Source organism: Marinobacter sp. W-8 (assembly GCF_044342215.1).
Classification (GTDB): domain Bacteria; phylum Pseudomonadota; class Gammaproteobacteria; order Pseudomonadales; family Oleiphilaceae; genus Marinobacter; species Marinobacter nauticus.
Genome location: NZ_CP172297.1, coordinates 2,957,663 through 2,975,672, shown reverse-complemented (window position 1 = coordinate 2,975,672; position 18,010 = coordinate 2,957,663). Strand labels below are relative to the sequence as shown.

Below are 18,010 nucleotides of genomic sequence, written 5' to 3'. Positions count from 1 at the left end.
TCCATGGCCTCCGAAATTCCGCGAAAGACGTTCCCCATCTCCTTTCTCAAACTTTTGGCGTGTGCCGTCTCCGGTACGCCGAAATACTGAATTTGGCCTTCTTTCAGCGTCTTGCATGAAAGCGTATTCGATAAGCCCTCACCACAAGTGCAAAAGCGGTGGTGAGGAACGTCTTTCCGGGACTATCTTTGGCCATGGATGGCCAAAGCTAAGCGCCCACGGACGGCTTGAGCGTGTCCCGGAAAGACGTTCCTTGCCGCCGCCCACTCCAAAATGAGAGGGCTGGGCCGCGACAAGAAGCCAGTGCCAGTCATCAGATACCCGCAGCGTCCTTCAGAGCCGCAGCGCGGTCAGTCTTCTCCCATGGGAACGCGGTGAAGGTCTTGCCGCCAACGGTCATCTCGTACGGATCACGGCCGAAGTGGCCGTAGGCTGCGGTGGCCCGGTACATCGGGTGCAGCAGGTCGAGCATGTTGGTGATCGCGTACGGACGCAGGTCGAAGTGCGCGCGAACCAGGTCGATGATCTTGTCGTCGCTGATCTTGCCGGTGCCAAAGGTGTTCAGGGAAATGGAGGTCGGCTGAGCTACACCGATGGCGTAGGACACCTGAATCTCGCACTTCTCGGCCAGCCCGGCGGCGACGATGTTCTTGGCGACGTAACGTCCGGCGTAGGCAGCAGAACGGTCAACCTTCGAGGGGTCTTTGCCGGAAAAGGCGCCACCACCGTGACGGGCCATGCCGCCGTAGGTGTCTACGATGATTTTGCGGCCAGTCAGGCCACAGTCGCCCACCGGGCCACCGATCACGAACTTGCCGGTCGGGTTGATGTGGAACTGGGTGTCTTTGTGCAGCAGTTCAGCCGGCAGGGTATGCTTGACGATCAGCTCCATCACCGCTTCTTTCAGGTCGGCCTGGGTGACGTCGGGGTCGTGCTGGGTAGACAGAACCACAGCATCGATACCCACAACCTTGCCGTTCTCGTAGCGGCAGGTGACCTGGCTCTTGGCGTCCGGACGCAGCCACGGCAGCAGGCCACTCTTGCGGGCTTCGGCCTGGCGCTGAACCAGGCGGTGGGAGAAGGTGATCGGCGCCGGCATCAGCACGTCGGTTTCGTTGCTGGCGTAGCCGAACATCAGGCCCTGGTCGCCTGCGCCCTGGTCTTCCGGCTTCTGGCGGTCAACGCCCTGGGCGATGTCGACGGACTGTTTGCCGATGATGTTGATCACACCACAGGTGTCGCCGTCGTAGCCTACTTCAGAGGAGGTGTAGCCGATGTCTTTGATCACACCGCGTACCAGGTCTTCCAGATCGACCCAGGCGCTGGTGGTGATTTCACCGCCGACGATTGCCACGCCGGTCTTGACCATGGTTTCGCAGGCCACGCGCGCGTGCGGATCGTCGGTAAGGATGGCGTCCAGTACCGCATCGGAAATCTGGTCGGCCAGTTTGTCCGGATGGCCTTCGGAGACCGATTCGGAGGTGAAGATGTTGTAGTCAGACATAGGTGTGCTCCTCTTGAGCAATTGCAAATTCGTACCGGCTCCGTCTTATTTGACCTACCGGCTGCCTTGGTTGTTGTCAGGGCATACGTAAAACTACCTACACCCATATCAAAAGTTTTTGATATTCCTGTGACGGCGACTGGTTACGCCGTTTCCGTACTCTTCCAGAACTCTCTTACCTGCACCTGGAACCCGTTGCGCAGGCCGATAAAGAGTTGTTCGCCCGCGGTCAGACCGGCGTCGGCCGCCCAGGCGGTCAATTCTTCCGGTTCGAAGCCCAGCCACAGGTCGCCGCAGTTTTCTTTGGCCCAGTCCTGGTCGTGACTGCACAGATCACTGACGACCAGACAACCGCCACTGTTCATCAGGGCTGCGGCGTCCAGAAAAATGTCCGCCGGGCTGGGCACATGGTGCAGCACCATGTTGGCTACAATCAGGTCAAAGGCGTCGCCCCGCGCCAGCAGGGTGTCGGTCACGCCTTCGATCAGGTCGACGTTGTTCAGGTGTTCCTCTATGCAGGTGCGCGTCGCCTTGGCCAGCATGTCTTTGCTGTTGTCCAGGCCAACCACATGCTGGAACAGCTCCGACAGTACCGGCAGGAACCCGCCTTCACCCGGTCCGATTTCCAGAACGCTCAGCCATGACTGCCTCGCTGCACGCTTGCGAATCAGTTCCGCTGTAGGCTCGGCGTACAGGTCAAAGGCGGCAATCAGCTCCTGCTGTTCCCGGAATTGTTCGGAATGCCGGGAGAAAAAGGCCTGGGACTGCCCCGCCCGTTGCTCTCGTATGGCTTCAATCTTTTCGTCCAGATGCCGGGGCAGGGCAACCCTGTCGACGGTTTCGAAAATCTGGCGGATGGCCTGGTCGGCCAGTTTGTCACTGTCCAGATTCAGCGGGCGACGATAGAAAATGGCATTGCCTTCCCGCTGCGGCTCCAGCAAACCGGCCTTGTGCATCACTTTCAGGTGATGGCTCATGCCGGACTGGCGCATGTCAAACATCTGGCTCAGCTCCAGCACACCGAAGGTGTCCCGCCGCAGTACCCGCAGGATTTCCAGGCGCAGCGGGTCGCCGCTCGCCTTGAAGATCGGGGCCAGTACGTCCACAGAGGACAATTCATTCGCATGTGCATTGAGTGAGGTCATGGTTGGCAAGTGTAGGGGCGTTCTGTTGGTCGATCAATAGCCATATCAAAATTTTTTGATATAGATTTATGAGTTCTGTGAAATCAGTCGGTTTGGTGATTTTGTGCCGGCTTCATCGGAAAACCACTACATATGGATTTGCCCCGGCATACCCTAATCGGCGAAAATACGCGCCTTCTTTTTGAGCAGTATTTGCAGCTTGAAGTCTTTTCCTGAAAAACACTGGAGAATTGTCAATGCCGTCCCGTAAAGATCTCGCCAACGCCATTCGCGCGCTGAGCATGGATGCGGTTCAGAAAGCCAAGTCCGGCCACCCGGGTGCGCCCATGGGTATGGCGGATATCGCCGAGGTGCTGTGGAACGATTACCTCAGCCACAACCCGGCCAACCCGCATTGGGCCAACCGTGACCGCTTCGTGCTGTCTAACGGCCATGGCTCCATGCTGCAGTATTCCCTGCTGCACCTGAGCGGGTACGACGTCAGCATTGATGACCTGAAGAACTTCCGTCAGCTGCACTCCAAAACACCGGGCCATCCGGAATACGGTTATACCCCGGGCATCGAGACCACCACCGGCCCGCTGGGGCAGGGCATCGCCAATGCTGTTGGCTTCGCGCTGGCCGAGAAGGCACTGGCTGCTCAGTTCAACCGTCCGGGCCACGACATTGTTGACCACTACACCTATGCGTTCCTGGGCGACGGCTGCCTGATGGAAGGTATCTCCCACGAAGTCGCCTCTCTGGCCGGCACCCTGGGCCTGGGTAAACTGGTGTTCTTCTATGATGACAACGGCATCTCCATTGATGGAGAAGTAGAGGGCTGGTTCACCGACGACACGCCCAAGCGTTTCGAGTCCTACGGCTGGCAGGTTATCCCCAATGTTGATGGTCACGATTCCGATGCCATCCGTGCAGCCATTGAAGCTGCCCGTGCTAACACCGCACAGCCCACCATTATTTGCTGCAAGACCATTATCGGCTTCGGCTCCCCCAACAAGCAGGGCAAGGAAGAGTGTCACGGCGCCCCGCTGGGTGACGATGAAATCGCTCTGACCCGCGAAGCCCTGGGCTGGCAGCACGGCCCGTTCGAGGTGCCGTCCGAGATCTACGCCGCGTGGGATGCCAAAGAAAAAGGCCAGGCTGCACAGAGTGCCTGGGAAGAGAAATTTGCGGCCTATGAGAAGGCCGAGCCGGAACTGGCCGCCGAGTTCAAACGCCGCATGGCGGGTGATCTGCCGGCAGACTTCGCCGAAAAAGCCCAGGCCTATATCCAGGAATGCCAGGACAAGGGCGAGACCGTTGCCTCCCGTAAAGCGTCCCAGAATTCCCTGAACGCATACGGCCCGCTGCTGCCGGAACTGATGGGTGGCTCTGCCGACCTGGCCGGTTCCAACCTGACTATCTGGTCGGGCTGTAAAGGCGTGACCAAGGAAGACGCCTCCGGCAACTACATCTATTACGGTGTGCGTGAATTCGGCATGGCGGCCATCATGAACGGTATCGCCCTGCACGGTGGCTTCGTGCCTTATGGCGCGACCTTCCTGATCTTCATGGAATACTGTCGCAATGCTGTGCGCATGGCCGCCCTGATGAAGCAGCGCTCCATCTTTGTCTTCACTCACGACTCCATTGGCCTGGGCGAAGACGGCCCGACCCACCAGCCTATCGAACAGCTGGCCAGCCTGCGCACCACCCCGAACATGAGCACCTGGCGCCCGGCCGATACCGTGGAATCCGCGGTAGCCTGGAAAGCGGCCCTGGAGCGCAAGGATGGCCCGACGGCCATGGTTTTCTCCCGCCAGGGACTGCCGCACCAGCAGCGTGATGCCGAACAGCTGGCGAATGTGGCCAAAGGTGGTTACATCCTGTCTGACAGCGAAGGCACTCCGGAGCTGATTCTCATCGCCACCGGCGGCGAAGTGGGCCTGGCTCAGGACGCCGCAGTCAAGCTGCGGGAACAGGGCAAAGCGGTGCGTGTTGTATCCATGCCGTCTACCGACGTATTCGATGCCCAGAGCGCCGAGTACAAACAGCAGGTGTTGCCGCTGGAAGTCACCAACCGCATCGCCATTGAAGCGAGCATTGCGGACTACTGGTACAAGTACGTGGGCCTGGACGGTCGCATCGTTGGCATGACCACCTTTGGTGAATCTGCGCCGGCCGGTGAGTTGTTCAAGGAGTTCGGCTTTACTGTCGACAACATCCTGGAAGTGGCTGACGAACTGCTGGACGCCTGATGACCAACGCAACGCCGTTTCGAATTGCCATCAACGGGTACGGCCGAATCGGCCAGTGCGTGTTGCGGGCCCTTTATGAAAACGGCTATCGCGACCATCTGCAGGTGGTCGCGATCAACGAGTTGTCGGATATCGACACTATTGCCCACCTCACCAAATACGACTCCACCCACGGGCGGTTTCACGGTGAGGTGGCCGTGGATGGCGATAACCTGGTGGTGAATGGTGACCGCATCCGCGTGTTGCGCCACCCGGACCCAAGCGACTTGCCCTGGCGCTTGCTGGAAGTGGATCTGGTGCTGGAATGCTCCGGCGCCTATTCCGACCGTGCCACAGCGGAAAAACATATTGAAGCCGGTGCCCAGCGCCTGCTGTTTTCCCAGCCGGGCGATCCGGATGTCGACCGCACGGTGGTCTTTGGCATTAACGATGGGGACCTGAACGTTCAGGACGTGATTGTAGCTGCCGGCTCCTGCACCACCAATTGCCTCGTGCCGGTCATCAAGGTACTGGACGATGCCTTTGGCGTAGAGCAGGGCAGCACCACCACGATTCACGCCGCCATGAACGACCAGCCGGTCATCGATGCTTACCATCACCAGGACCTGCGCCGCACCCGAAGTGCTCTCCATAATATTGTACCGGTAGACACCGGCCTGGCCCGCGGTATCGAGCGTTTGTTGCCTCATATGGAAGGCCGTTTCAGCTCGGTTGCCATGCGCGTGCCAACGCTGAATGTCTCTGCTATAGACATGGTGGTTAACGTGCGTGAGCCGACCGACATAGCCACAGTGAATCAGTTGCTGTGCAGTGCATCCGCAGGCTCATTGAAGGGTATCCTCGGCTATACCGATGAACTGCTGGCCAGTTCGGACTTCAACCACGATTCCCATTCCGGCGTGGTCGATGGCGGGCAGACCCGAGTCACCGGCGGCACCATGGTGAAAGTGCTGTGCTGGTTTGACAACGAGTGGGGCTTCGCCAATCGCATGTTGGATGTCAGCAGAACCTGGTTGAGCAAAATCTGAATAAACAGACGGGGGCTGGCCGTGAACGAAGTCAGCCCCCAACCATAGGCTTAGATGTTTGCACCTTTGAACCCATAACTACGGAACCTGATTATGGCCATCAAAAAAATGACAGACCTGAACCTCGCCGGCAAGCGGGTTCTGATTCGTGAAGACCTGAACGTACCGGTCAAAGACGGAAAAGTATCCAGCGACGCCCGCATCCGCGCCTCGCTGCCGACCATCCAGGCGGCCAAAGACGCCGGCGCCAAAGTCATGCTGATGTCCCACCTCGGCCGCCCTGAAGAAGGCGTGTATGACGAAGCCTCCTCCATGAAACCGGTCGCCGAACACCTGGGCACCCTGCTGGGCCAGGAAGTCCGCCTGATCAAGGATTATCTGGACGGCGTTGAAGTGGCTGACGGCGAAGTAGTGCTGTTCGAAAACGTCCGCTTCAACAAAGGCGAAAAGAAAGACAACGAAGACCTGGCCAAACAGTACGCCGCCCTGTGCGACATCTACGTGATGGACGCCTTCGGCACCGCCCACCGCGCCCAGGCCTCCACCCACGGTGTGGCAAAATTTGCCCCCGAAGCCTGCGCCGGCCCGCTGCTGGCAGCGGAACTGGACGCCCTCGGCAAGGCCCTCGACAACCCGGCAAAGCCGGTGGTGGCCATCGTTGGCGGCTCCAAAGTCTCCACCAAGCTGGACGTACTCAACGCCCTGGAAAAAGTGTGTGACCAGATCATCGTTGGCGGCGGCATTGCCAACACTTTCCTGGCCGCAGCCGGCCATCCGGTAGGCAAGTCCCTGTGCGAACACGACCTGATCGACACCGCCAAAGACATCGCCAGCCGGGTGGAAATCCCGCTGCCGGTTGACGTGGTGGTCGCCAGCGAATTCGCTGAAACCGCCACGGCGACGACCAAAAACATCTCCGACGTCAGCGACGACGACATGATCCTCGACGTGGGCCCGGAAACCGCCGGCCAGTTCGCTGAACTGCTGAAAAACGCCAAAACCATCCTGTGGAACGGCCCGGTTGGCGTGTTCGAATTCGACCAGTTCGGCAACGGCACCAAGGCACTCGCCCAGGCCATCGCCGAAAGCGACGCCTTCTCCCTGGCCGGCGGCGGCGACACCGTCGCTGCCGTTGACAAATACGGCGTAGCTGACAAGATTTCCTACATCTCCACCGGCGGCGGTGCGTTCCTCGAATTCGTGGAAGGTAAAACCCTGCCGGCAGTAGCTGTACTGGAAGAGCGCGGAGCGTAATCAACAAAGCGATTCTGAGAGAAACCCGCACAGGGCCAGAATCGCAAGGAGGGTGGGGTAGGTCTTTCGCGGAATTTCGGAGGCCATGGATGGCCGGAGAGAAGCGCACATGGATGTGCTCGTAGCGGTTCCGCGAAAGACCTACCCCACCCTCCGCAGCAGACTCAAAAGCCTGAAACGAACAGAATTCAAACCTCAAAAAGTCAACGAAGGAGACAACCCATGGCCCTGATTTCGCTGCGGCAACTTCTGGACCACGCCGCCGAGCATGGTTACGGTGTGCCAGCCTTTAACGTGAACAACCTCGAACAAATGCGCGCCATCATGGAAGCTGCCGACAAAACCGACTCCCCGGTCATTGTCCAGGCCTCCGCCGGTGCCCGCAAATACGCCGGTGCCCCGTTCCTGCGCCACCTCATCCTGGCTGCCATCGAAGAATGGCCGCACATCCCGGTGGTTATGCACCAGGATCACGGCACCAGCCCGGCCGTATGCCAGCGCTCCATCCAGCTTGGCTTCAGCTCCGTGATGATGGATGGCTCCCTGGGTGAAGACGGGAAAACCCCGACCAGCTACGAATACAACGTCGACGTGACCCGTCGCACCGTTGAAATGGCCCACGCCTGTGGTGTCTCCGTAGAAGGTGAACTGGGCTGCCTGGGCTCCCTCGAAACCGGCCAGGCCGGTGAAGAAGACGGCATCGGTGCCGAAGGCACCCTGGACCACAGCCAGATGCTGACCGATCCGGAAGAAGCCGCTGACTTCGTGCAGAAAACCCAGGTCGACGCACTGGCTATCGCCATCGGCACCAGCCACGGCGCCTACAAGTTCACCCGTCCGCCTACAGGTGACATCCTGGCCATCGACCAGATTAAAGCCATCCACGCCCGCATCCCGGACACCCACCTGGTTATGCACGGCTCCAGCTCCGTACCTCAGGAGTGGCTGAAAGTGATCAACGAATTCGGTGGCGAGATCCCGGAAACCTACGGTGTACCGGTGGAAGAAATCGTTGAAGGCATCAAGCACGGCGTGCGCAAGGTCAACATCGACACCGACCTTCGCCTGGCCTCTACCGGTGCCGTTCGTCGCTTCATGGCCCAGAACCCGGCGGAATTTGACCCGCGCAAATTCCTCAAGGCCACCATGGTTGCCATGACCGACATCTGTGTCGCCCGCTACGAAGCCTTCGGCTGTGCCGGCCAGGCCAGCAAGATCAAGCCGCTGAACCTCGAACAGATGTTCGAACGTTATGCGGCTGGCGAGCTGGACCCCAAGGTCAAGTAAGCCTTCTGCTCAAAGCCCCCGTAGCCGGGGGCTTTTTTCTAGCACTTTCTCGCCAGCCGCTCCAACGTCAACAACGTATCGGTGTAACGAGCAAATCGTGCCAGATACTCCGGTGACAACGTCTGCATTTCAGCAATAGCCCGGCTTACCAACCGATGCGCGTTCATAGGCCCCGCTTCTTTCGGAGTGCTTTCAATGGCGTGTCGAATTCGCTCGGCAATAACGTGATGGCCCTGGTTCGCCTGGGCTCTGATCATGGCTTTCAGGGGGCGCGGGTTATTGGGGCTTGATGCCGGGTGTGCCTGTGGCTGCTCTTCTGTCTGCTGCCCGAACACCCGTTGTTCCAGGGCCGATCGCGGAGCTTCAACCGGCGGTTCTGCAGTTTGATTCAACCGGTTCAGAAGTGAAGACAGAGGAGAAGGCTCGCTCACAGCGGATGTGGGCTCAGGCTGGCCGGCACCATCGCACTTTGCCTGATAGTCCGATATCGCCTGTTCCAGCTTCCGACAGTGCGTCGTTCCCTTATGCAGCCCCTTTGCGCGCAGTCTTTGCTCGAAAGACTCCAGATAGCGGAACCGAACCGGGTCATTCTGATCGGCGCCGTTTTGCCTCAAGCTTTCCAGCAAGGAGGGGCCGGGGGCTTCGCTCATGGTCAATCACCTTCCCCGGTTTCAGTATCCTCAGCCGACGAAGGCGCCCGTGGCACGGTACTGATTTCCACCCGCCGGTTCTGGGCCCGGGATTCGGCATCGACGTTGGGTACGGCCGGGTGGTGAGGACCAAAGGCAGCGGCGAATACCCGGTCATTGGGTAAGCCGAGTTCTGTGAGGGTTCGGGTAACCGTAAGTGCCCGCTGGGCCGACAGGCCCCAGTTATCCTGGTAACGGTTGCCGGGATGCATGGGCAGGTCGTCGGTGAAACCGCTCACCATCAGCAGTTCATCGTGCTGCTCCAGGTAGGTTTGCAGAGGTGTAATCAGCGATTTCAGAACTTCCTCGCCTTCGGCCTGCAACTGGTCTGAATTCAGCTCGAACAAGACGTTGCCGCTGATGCCGATACGGCCATCCCGAAAAGTGACCAGGCCCTTGGTGAGCGGGTCTTCCAGGGCCTGCTCCAGGGCAATTCGACGCTGTTCTTCCGCCTCCCGTTTCTCGATCTCCTCGGCCAGGGACTGGCTGAGTTCCAGCTGGATGCCGATCACCCACACAAGAATCAGCGCCAGAATGCCCACCAGCGCCGCCATCAGGTCCGAGAAGATGGCCCAGACCGGTGCCGATTGCTGTTCGCCGCCTTCCAGCTGTTCCATCAACCGGCCTCGCCAGATTCTGCCCGGCGCAGGGCTGCGGCGGCATCAATCACGTCTTTCTGGGCGCTGACGCTGAGGTCAATCACCTCGCGGGCCTGGGCCACGTAATAGGCCAGCTGTTCATCGTGCCGGGTGCCGGCGTTATCCAGGGCCTTCTGGATATCCGCAAGGCTGGCGACCACCTGCTGGTTGGACTGACTGAACAGCTCAATGGCTTGGGCGAAGGAGTCGCTCAACGCGCCGACTTCCTGGCTGCTGCCGGTGATGTTGTCGCCCAGTTCGCCCAGTTGCCGGCTTTGTTCCTGGATCAGGGTGTTGAAGCGCTCGCTGATGCCGGTCAGGGTTTCGCCAGCGCCGCTGATCAGGGTATCCACCGCCTCCCGCTGACTGTCAGCGGTGCTGCGCTGGTTCTCCAGCAGAGTGTCCAGTTCCTGGACCAGTCGCTGGCGTTCCTCCAGCAGTTCGTTTTCCCGCTCGCTGTTGCGGGCGATTTCCGACTGCAGCTGTCGGATCACCTCGGCGGCGGCCTTCGGTGTTTCCGAGGCGGTCTCAATCAGTCGGGTCATGGGCGCTTCCAGTGCAGTGCCCAGCTCACTCAAGTGGCGTGCTGCTGTGGCTTCCAGTTGTTCCATTCGCTCGTTTGTAGCCCGGGCTCGTTCGCTTTCCTGTTCCCGGAGTTGATCGAGCTGAGCGCCAACGGTGCTGATCAGTTCCGCCAGCCCGGCCTGTTGCTGCTCAATCAACCCGGTGCTGCTGGTCTGGAAATGGCTTTGGTATTGAGTCAGCGCCTCATTGAATGCTGCCAGCATGTCATCACTTTGAGCCTGTTGACGGGCCAGACCGGCCTGCCAGTGTTGCGACACCTCAGCCCCGGCATTGTTCAGGCGTTCACAGCTCTGTACCAGTTGTTGTTGATGTTCCTTGAGCCAGGTTTGGTGCTCGTCGTTGATGGCGCCAAGCCAGGTGTGGAGCTGCTCCTGCAACTGGCTTTGACTTTGTTCGTTCTGCTTTGAGAGGGTCGCCAACGTCTCCTGGTTCTGGGCCTGCTGTGCAGTCAGATTCTGCTGCCAGCGCTCGCCCGCCTCCGTGGTAACTGCCTGAAACCCGGAGATCAATTCCGTGAGTTGTTCACGGGCATTATCTGCCCAGCTTTGTTGCAGGCCGTGAGCATCCTTCTGAAGTTGCTCCAGGGCCTGGACAACTATGGGCTCAATCCGCTCTGACGCCTGCTTTGCAGTGTTGTCCAATGCCGTTGTCAGGGAGTTGGCTACGGAGTCGGCCAGGGTCTGATAGTGGCGGCCGACCGTGCTGTGGAATTCCTGCTGGTTCCGGGTCAGGGACTGTTCCAGTTGCTGGCCAAGTTGCTCCATGCGCGCCGTCATGCGTTCCATGGCCGAGGCCATTTCGGGCAAGGCTTTGGCCTGGCTCTCCAGCGCCTGAAACGCCTGATGGCGTTGATGGTCTGTAGAAAGATGATGCAGCTTGTCTCGCAGCGTACTATCCAGTGTGCGGGACGCCTGCAACCGGTCCCGGCGGCTCAGGGTAGATGCCAGCCCCAGCATGGCGGAGGCGGCGACGCCGGCAATGGAGGTGCCGAAGGCGAGACTCAAACCGACAATCGGAGCGGCCAGTGCGCTGCGAATAGCGCTCAGTTCGGTGCTGTTATCCAGGGCCGAGGCGGCGCCGCCAAGGGTCACAATCATGCCCGCAAAGGTGCCCAGCAGGCCCAGCATCACCAGCAGGCCGGTCAGGTAGGGTGTCAGTTGCGGGCCGGGTAATGCGGCGGCATGGCCCTCGATTCGCCTTTGCACCGGGAACTGCATCGGGGCGGGCAGTGTGCCAAGCCAGTGGTTAACCTGCTCCTGGCTTTCAGGTAACTGATGAATCTGTGCGTTCAGTTCGCGGGTTTGTCGGCGGAAATTCACCAGTTCGCCAAAGCCGAGACAGTAAACGGCGCCAATCAGGCCGGTAAACGCCAGCGCCAGCAGGTCGGAACCGACAAATCCGGCACCAATCCAGGCTACCACGGCCAGGCCGATGGCAAACGCCAGGGTAAAGAACAGTTTACTCATGGGGTGTTGTTAACCTCTTTGTGGCAAGCCTCCAGCAAACCCAGAACCGGTTCCAGCCGAACATCCAGTTCAGCGAGTAACAAAGACTGCGCTTCCTCGCAGTAGCGGTGGAACCAGTCGGCCGTTGTGGCCGGGGTGGGGCTTTGCTCCGGGGTGGTCGATCGGTGCTCGAATCGTTGTTCAAGAACCTTGGGAATATGGGAAAAACACTGTGCGGTATACCCGGCCATCGTTTGATCAAACACGGCGTCCAATTCGGCCAGGTGGGCCAGCTTCGGGCCCTGATCTTTCATCGATTTTCGAACCTTATCCCGCAACTGACGGCTGTTGGCCGCCACCTTACGCTGTAATGTCAGCCAGGCATTGAGAGCGACTTCAGGTTCGGGGTCACCATCAAACTCCAGATCTGAGCCAAACCCGCGAATACGCTGAACCAGTACCCTGCGTATCGTCGCCAGTTCCTCCGTTAACCGGTCTACCACGGCGCCCTGAGGCGTGCCTGGCTGTTTCGCCCGATAACCAATGGCCGCATCCAGGGTCATGGTGTCGCCCAGGCCGAACAGCCGGCTGAGTCGCTCTGCAAAGCAGGGCAGTGCGTCTGGAATTGCAGGTGCGCCCGGTGGGGCCAGCTGTACGAGCAGTTTGGACGAGAGGCCTGTATGTGCCTGAGGCTGGTTTAGCATCCGTTCGGTGTCTCACTCCGTGGTCGAGTAGAGCTGCGGTTAGAGGGCGCTATTCTACTGGCTAAAAGGAACGAATCCTAATGACTGTATCGTGAGGTACCGCACGGCATTTCTATAGCCGGGTGCTGAAATATCCACTTTCATTACGATGGCACGCATACTCCGGTAGCGAGCCACTGCGAGACGGGTACAATAGACGCCGGATGCTTATAAGTCGATAAATCAAGTCAGTTGGAAGGGATTGCCAGATGTCTGAGCAGGAAGCACCAGAAGTACAGATCAGTGCCACATTTGTCGAGAAAATAAACTTTGCCTGCCATCAGAGTGCTTTCGCAATATTACGCGAGCTGAAGGTCCAGAATCTCGACACCAGGGAAGGCTTGTCTGATCTCACTATTGTTCTTGAAGCCTCTCCCGCATTTCTGAAGCGTAAAGAGTGGAAGGTGGATTACCTTGCAGCGAAGGAGCTCCTGCTTGTCAAAGATCGTGATCTGGAGCTGGATGGTGGTTTTCTTTACGGGTTGACTGAGTCGATGCGTGGCGCGGTAACCGTTCAGGTGCTTCAGGCTGGTCGGATGCTTTCTGAAAGGGTGATTCAGGTAGAACTTCTGGCTTGCAATGAGTGGGGTGGCGCGGAGTACATGCCCGAGTTGCTGGCTTCGTTTTGTACACCGAATGATCCCGCCGTTGATCGTTTGCTGGGGCAGGCTAGTCAGATTTTGCGTAAAGCGGGCAAGCCGGATGCCATTGACGGTTACCGATCCGGCAGCCGTGAGCAGGTATGGCTGCAGGCCTCCGCGATATACTCGGCGGTGGTCAACATGCAAGTGAGTTACGCCTTGCCACCGGCGAGCTTTGAATCCAATGGCCAGAAGATCCGCCTTCCGAGCCAGATCGAAAACAGCCGGGTGGCCACCTGTCTGGATTCTACGTTATTGCTGGCAGCTGCGTTCGAGCAGGCAAATCTGAACCCGATGATTGTGCTGACTCGCGGCCACGCCCTTGTAGGCCTATGGCTGGAAAAGGAAGATCTGTCGGACATTGTGCTGCGAGATCCTCAGATTCTGCGTCAGCGGATTCCGCTGAAAGAACTTATTCTGATTGAAACCACCCTCACTACCCAGCACCCGCCTGTATCTTTTTCCAGGGCAGTCGCAGCAGGCAACGATCAGATGTCGATATCTGAGGACTATAAGTTCATTGCGGCAGTTGATATTCGCCGCGCGCGAGCCCACCGATTTAATCCCATCAGCCTGAAAAGTCCGTCCATTGCTCCGCGTGACAGCGCCAATATCAGTGAGCCTGAGGAGCTGGAGCTGGAAGATGCACCCGATCTGGATTCCAATCCTCCGCAGTATCTGGAGCAAAGCGTTAATGATGATACGCCGGAAGGGCGGGTGGAACGCTGGCAGCGAAAACTGTTGGATTTGTCGGCCCGGAATCCGCTTCTCAATTTCCGCCATGGTCTAAGCAGTCTGTCGATCCTGACGGTTGCTCCGGCGGAACTGGAAGACGTACTGGCCAGTGGCACCAAAATCTCGATAGCACCCTATCCCTGGTCGCAAACCAGAAAGCAGGACTCGGAACTGCATCAGCAACGAACGGGCGAGGAGCTCAAGGCCGCCTATGTCAGGGATGCCTTCAGCAAGAACCAGGTTCTTGTAGATATGCCGCAGAATGAGCTGGATCGTCGTGCGGTCGAAATTTATCGGCGGGCACAAACCTCTCTCCGGGAGGGGGGCTCGAACACGCTATTCCTGGCCATGGGCTTTATGCTGTGGCGATCCCGCGAGAACAACCGGGTTTATCGTGCGCCGCTGGTGTTATTGCCGGTAACGCTGGAGCGCAAATCTGTACGGCAGGGCATTCGGATTGTCGCAAATGATGACGAGCCTCGGTTCAACACCACTCTGCTAGAAATGCTGAGGCGTGATTTCGGCATCGATATCCACGGCTTTGATGATGCTTTGCCTCGGGACGAGCACGGTGTGGATATTCCTGGAATCTGGAATACGGTGCGTCATGCCATAAAGGATGTGGCAGGCTTTGAGGTGGTGGAGAATGTTGTGCTCGGGCACTTCTCTTTCGCCAAATATCTGATGTGGAAGGATCTTGTCGACCGCTCTGCCGCGCTGAAAGAAAGCCCGGTGGTCAAGCACCTGATTGAATCCCCCCGGGATCCATATGGCAGTGATATCCGATTTGTTGATGCCAGCGACATTGATAACCAATACAAGCCCGCAGATTTTCTGACGCCTCTTCCCGCAGACTCCTCCCAGATGTCGGCTATCGCAACAGCAGATCTCGGCAAGGATTTTGTGATCATTGGCCCACCTGGAACCGGGAAAAGTCAGACCATCAGTAACCTGATCGCGCATCTGCTGGGTAAGGGAAAGAAAGTTCTGTTCGTCTCGGAAAAGACCGCGGCCCTTGAAGTGGTGCACCGTCGCTTGCGTGATGTTGGGTTAGGACAGTTTTGTCTGGAGCTGCATTCCAACAAAGCCAGCAAGGCGGATGTGCTGGCTCAGCTTGGCGCATCCTGGAACAACGCCGCACGAACTCCGGTGGCAGGTTGGCAGCGTGAAGCCGACCTCCTCAGGACTCAGCGGGATAGCCTGAACAACGTGGTGAATGCCCTGCACGAACGGCATCGCAACGGTTTGACCGCCCACTATGCCATCGGGGTAAAGGTCCGGGATCAGGCGTTGACTGAAAAAGTCAGGCTCGGCTGGGACAAGACTGATGCTCATGATGAGCGCCAGTTGCAGCAACTCAGGGAAATGGCGGAGCTTCTTCGGGTGCAAGCCCGAGCGGTTGGGCAGTTTGACGGCCACCCGTTAAAAGTGGTCAATCAGTACGAATGGCACCCTCAGTGGCAGGAACAGTTGGTGAGTGCCGCAGAAGAATTTCAGGTGGGAGCCACCCAGTTGGCCGATCATCTGGTTGAACTTGAAAAGGCCATTGGGGTCAAGCTGGGACCAGTGAATCTTCCACGGTTAGAAGGCGTGGTCGAGCTGGGCCAGGCCTTGCTGGACTGTTACGGCAAGCGCGTGGCGTTCGCATTGGAGCCTGAAGGTCAGGAGTGCCTGAATGGCATCACGGAAGTAATGCCTTACCTTGAGCGTTATCAGGTTGCTTTGCCGAAACTGAGTTGCCCATACGAGCCGCTGGCCTGGCAAAAGCTGGACGCAGATAGTCTGGGCCGGGCATGGGACGAGGCGGTCTCAGCCTGGTGGCCCAAAGACTGGTTTGCCAAACGCAAGGTCCGAAAGGTGATGCGCCAGGGCGGCGCCCAGGCCAAACCGGATCCGGCCAGCGACATTCCCCTGCTGCACGAGCTTAGGGAAACCGGTGGTCACATCGATCGTTTGGATGCTCGGCTTAACAAATTGCACGGCTGGTCTCGCTACGACACAGACATCGGCACTGTCAGCGATCTTCATACACTAGGCACTCGGGTTCGCTCTGTGGTCAGTAGACTGGCTGACAGTACCGACAGCCTGATTGCGCTGCGGTCCGGTGTTCGTACGCTGCTTCACGATGCAAATGACTTGCTGGCGACGGAAGCCGTTATCGGCAAGGTCATTACCGGGTTTCTGGCATCCGCTTCAGTGTTTGAGCAGCGACGGGCGCACTTTGAGCAGCTGGTCGGAACACAGCTGAAAGAGTACCTTCCGGCGGATGGGAACGCCTGTGAACAGATTGTCAGCCTTTGTCAGCAGGTCGCAGGCCATCAATCGTCTTTGCGAGACTGGTGTGCCTGGGTTCGGCGGAGGTCAGAAGCCCTTGCCTTGCAGCTCGAACCTCTGGTGGATGTCATCGAGAGTGGCAGTGTGACACCGGAGGATATTCCTGCAGCCTTTGAGGCGGCTTACTGCAATTGGTGGTCTGCAGGAATCATAGGAGAAAATGAAACCCTTAGAACCTTCTCGTCTCCGGAACATGAAGCGACCATTCAACGGTTCCGGGAGCTGGATTCACGGTTCTGCGAACTGACCGCCCGGCATATAGCCGCCGAGCTGTCGCGCAATATTCCTGAACAAGGCGACGTAACCCGCAGCTCACACTGGGGCGTTTTGCGCCATGAGCTGCAAAAGAAGGCCCGACATAAGTCGGTTCGGGAACTGATGCAGTTGATGCCGGATGTCGTCACTACCCTGGCGCCTTGTCTGATGATGTCACCACTCTCGATTGCCCAGTATCTGTCTGCAGATCAGGCGCTGTTTGATGTAGTAATTTTTGACGAAGCGTCACAGATCACGGTGGGTGACGCCATTGGCTCGTTGGCCCGTGGCCGGCAGGTGATAGTAGCGGGAGACCCTAAACAGATGCCGCCCACCAATTTTTTCTCCCGTTCCGATGACGACCCGGATGGTGATATGGATGGGGAGAGCGATCTGGAGAGCATTCTGGATGAGCTGATCGGAGCCAGTATTCCCCAGCGGGTGCTGAACCTGCACTACCGGTCTCGGCGGGAAAGCCTGATCGCATTCTCGAACCGACAATACTACGACAGCTCTCTGGTCACCTTCCCTGCACCGGTCCATCCGGACAAGGGAGTGTCTCTGGTTCGGGTAGATGGAGTGTATGGCCGCGGGGCGGAACGTAATAACCCCGAGGAGGCGAAAGCCATAGTGGCAGAGATCGTCCGCCGACTCACCTCCGATGATCCGTCCATTCGCCAACAATCAATTGGAGTAGTGACGTTCAATACCGAACAGCAGGCTACGATTGAAGATTTGCTTGATGAAGCGCGCGCTAAGGATCCGTCCATCGAATGGGCCTTCTCAGAGGACAACAACCTGGAACCGGTTTTCGTGAAGAACCTGGAAACCGTGCAGGGAGACGAGCGTGACGTCATTCTCTTCAGCATAACCTACGGTCCGGATCGTCTGGGACGGATTACCATGGATTTTGGGCCGTTGAACCGAGCCGGTGGCGAACGCCGTCTGAACGTCGCGCTGACGCGGGCTCGCACCCGGATGATGGTCTTTACCAGCATGCCCCCGGAAGCCATCGATCTTTCGCGCACGCAGGCCCGTGCGGTGGCGGACCTCAAACACTTCATGGAGTTTGCCGAGCGTGGTGTGCAGTCCTTTGGCCGACAGGGCGCAGAGACCGTGGATAACATTGAGTCTCCTTTTGAAACTGCCGTGGCAAGAGCACTTCAGAGCAAGGGTTGGAGCGTCCACTCGCAGGTCGGTGCCTCTGCCTACCGGGTTGATATCGGGGTCGCCCATCCGAATGTGCCGGGTACCTACCTGGCGGGTATAGAGTGTGACGGTGAAATGTATTTGGGCTCCCCATACGCCCGTGAGCGGGACAAGATTCGTCAGAGCGTGATGGAAGGGCTCGGTTGGACGCTGTTCCGGGTATGGGCGACTGACTGGTGGACCAGCCCCGATAAAGCACTTAACGACTTGGACTTTGCGTTGCGTACGCTGTTAGATAACTCTTCAGCACAAGACGGGGTAGAAAATCCGGACCTTTAGAT

Annotated in this window: 11 protein-coding genes; 5 read left to right on the top strand and 6 right to left on the bottom strand. The window is 58.4% G+C overall.

Going from position 1 to position 18,010, the window contains the following annotated elements; genetic code table 11:
• Positions 1-313: 313 nt before the first annotated feature.
• Together metK and ACF8YQ_RS13875 are read right to left on the bottom strand one after the other, a co-directional pair.
• Positions 314-1,504, bottom strand: coding sequence for a methionine adenosyltransferase (gene metK / locus ACF8YQ_RS13880; protein ID WP_023008553.1), 1,191 nt, complete (start codon positions 1,502-1,504; stop codon positions 314-316).
• A 143-nt stretch (positions 1,505-1,647) separates the two neighbouring features.
• On the bottom strand, positions 1,648-2,649 hold the full coding sequence (locus ACF8YQ_RS13875) for a metalloregulator ArsR/SmtB family transcription factor (protein ID WP_396623310.1): 1,002 nt from the start codon (positions 2,647-2,649) through the stop codon (positions 1,648-1,650).
• Positions 2,650-2,885: 236 nt separating this feature from the next.
• On the opposite strand from ACF8YQ_RS13875, the gene tkt reads away from it, so the two are divergent.
• The 4 genes from tkt (at position 2,886) to fba (ending at position 8,455) form a co-directional block, all read left to right on the top strand.
• On the top strand, positions 2,886-4,886 hold the full coding sequence (gene tkt / locus ACF8YQ_RS13870) for a transketolase (protein ID WP_396621745.1): 2,001 nt from the start codon (positions 2,886-2,888) through the stop codon (positions 4,884-4,886).
• Positions 4,886-5,914, top strand: coding sequence for a type I glyceraldehyde-3-phosphate dehydrogenase (locus tag ACF8YQ_RS13865; protein WP_396621744.1), 1,029 nt, complete (start codon positions 4,886-4,888; stop codon positions 5,912-5,914). The genes tkt and ACF8YQ_RS13865 overlap by 1 nt, the downstream gene beginning before the upstream one ends.
• 93 nt (positions 5,915-6,007) lie before the next feature.
• Positions 6,008-7,168 carry a phosphoglycerate kinase gene (locus ACF8YQ_RS13860; RefSeq protein ID WP_396621743.1) on the top strand — a complete coding sequence of 387 codons (1,161 nt, stop codon included), beginning with the start codon at positions 6,008-6,010 and terminating at the stop codon, positions 7,166-7,168.
• 222 nt (positions 7,169-7,390) lie between these two features.
• On the top strand, positions 7,391-8,455 hold the full coding sequence (fba, locus tag ACF8YQ_RS13855) for a class II fructose-bisphosphate aldolase (protein ID WP_011786479.1): 1,065 nt from the start codon (positions 7,391-7,393) through the stop codon (positions 8,453-8,455).
• 38 nt (positions 8,456-8,493) lie between these two features.
• On the opposite strand, the gene ACF8YQ_RS13850 is transcribed toward fba, so the two are convergent.
• Genes ACF8YQ_RS13850 through ACF8YQ_RS13835 form a run of 4 tightly spaced genes read right to left on the bottom strand, consistent with a single transcriptional unit; the run spans position 8,494 to position 12,516 of the window.
• Positions 8,494-9,105 (bottom strand): DUF2894 domain-containing protein, encoded by a 612-nt coding sequence (locus ACF8YQ_RS13850; RefSeq protein ID WP_396621742.1) that lies wholly within the window; start codon positions 9,103-9,105, stop codon positions 8,494-8,496.
• 2 nt (positions 9,106-9,107) lie between these two features.
• Positions 9,108-9,761: an OmpA family protein gene (locus ACF8YQ_RS13845; protein ID WP_396621741.1), complete on the bottom strand. Its 654-nt coding sequence runs from the start codon at positions 9,759-9,761 to the stop codon at positions 9,108-9,110.
• Positions 9,761-11,833 carry a DUF802 domain-containing protein gene (locus ACF8YQ_RS13840; RefSeq protein WP_396621740.1) on the bottom strand — a complete coding sequence of 691 codons (2,073 nt, stop codon included), beginning with the start codon at positions 11,831-11,833 and terminating at the stop codon, positions 9,761-9,763. The genes ACF8YQ_RS13845 and ACF8YQ_RS13840 overlap by 1 nt, the downstream gene beginning before the upstream one ends.
• Complete coding sequence (locus tag ACF8YQ_RS13835) at positions 11,830-12,516, bottom strand: DUF3348 family protein (RefSeq protein WP_396621739.1); 687 nt, start codon at positions 12,514-12,516, stop codon at positions 11,830-11,832. The genes ACF8YQ_RS13840 and ACF8YQ_RS13835 overlap by 4 nt, the downstream gene beginning before the upstream one ends.
• Positions 12,517-12,764: 248 nt before the next feature.
• Between ACF8YQ_RS13835 and ACF8YQ_RS13830 the strand changes: the two genes are divergently transcribed.
• Positions 12,765-18,008 carry a DUF4011 domain-containing protein gene (locus ACF8YQ_RS13830; RefSeq protein WP_396621738.1) on the top strand — a complete coding sequence of 1,748 codons (5,244 nt, stop codon included), beginning with the start codon at positions 12,765-12,767 and terminating at the stop codon, positions 18,006-18,008.
• The last annotated feature ends 2 nt before the right edge of the window (positions 18,009-18,010 follow it).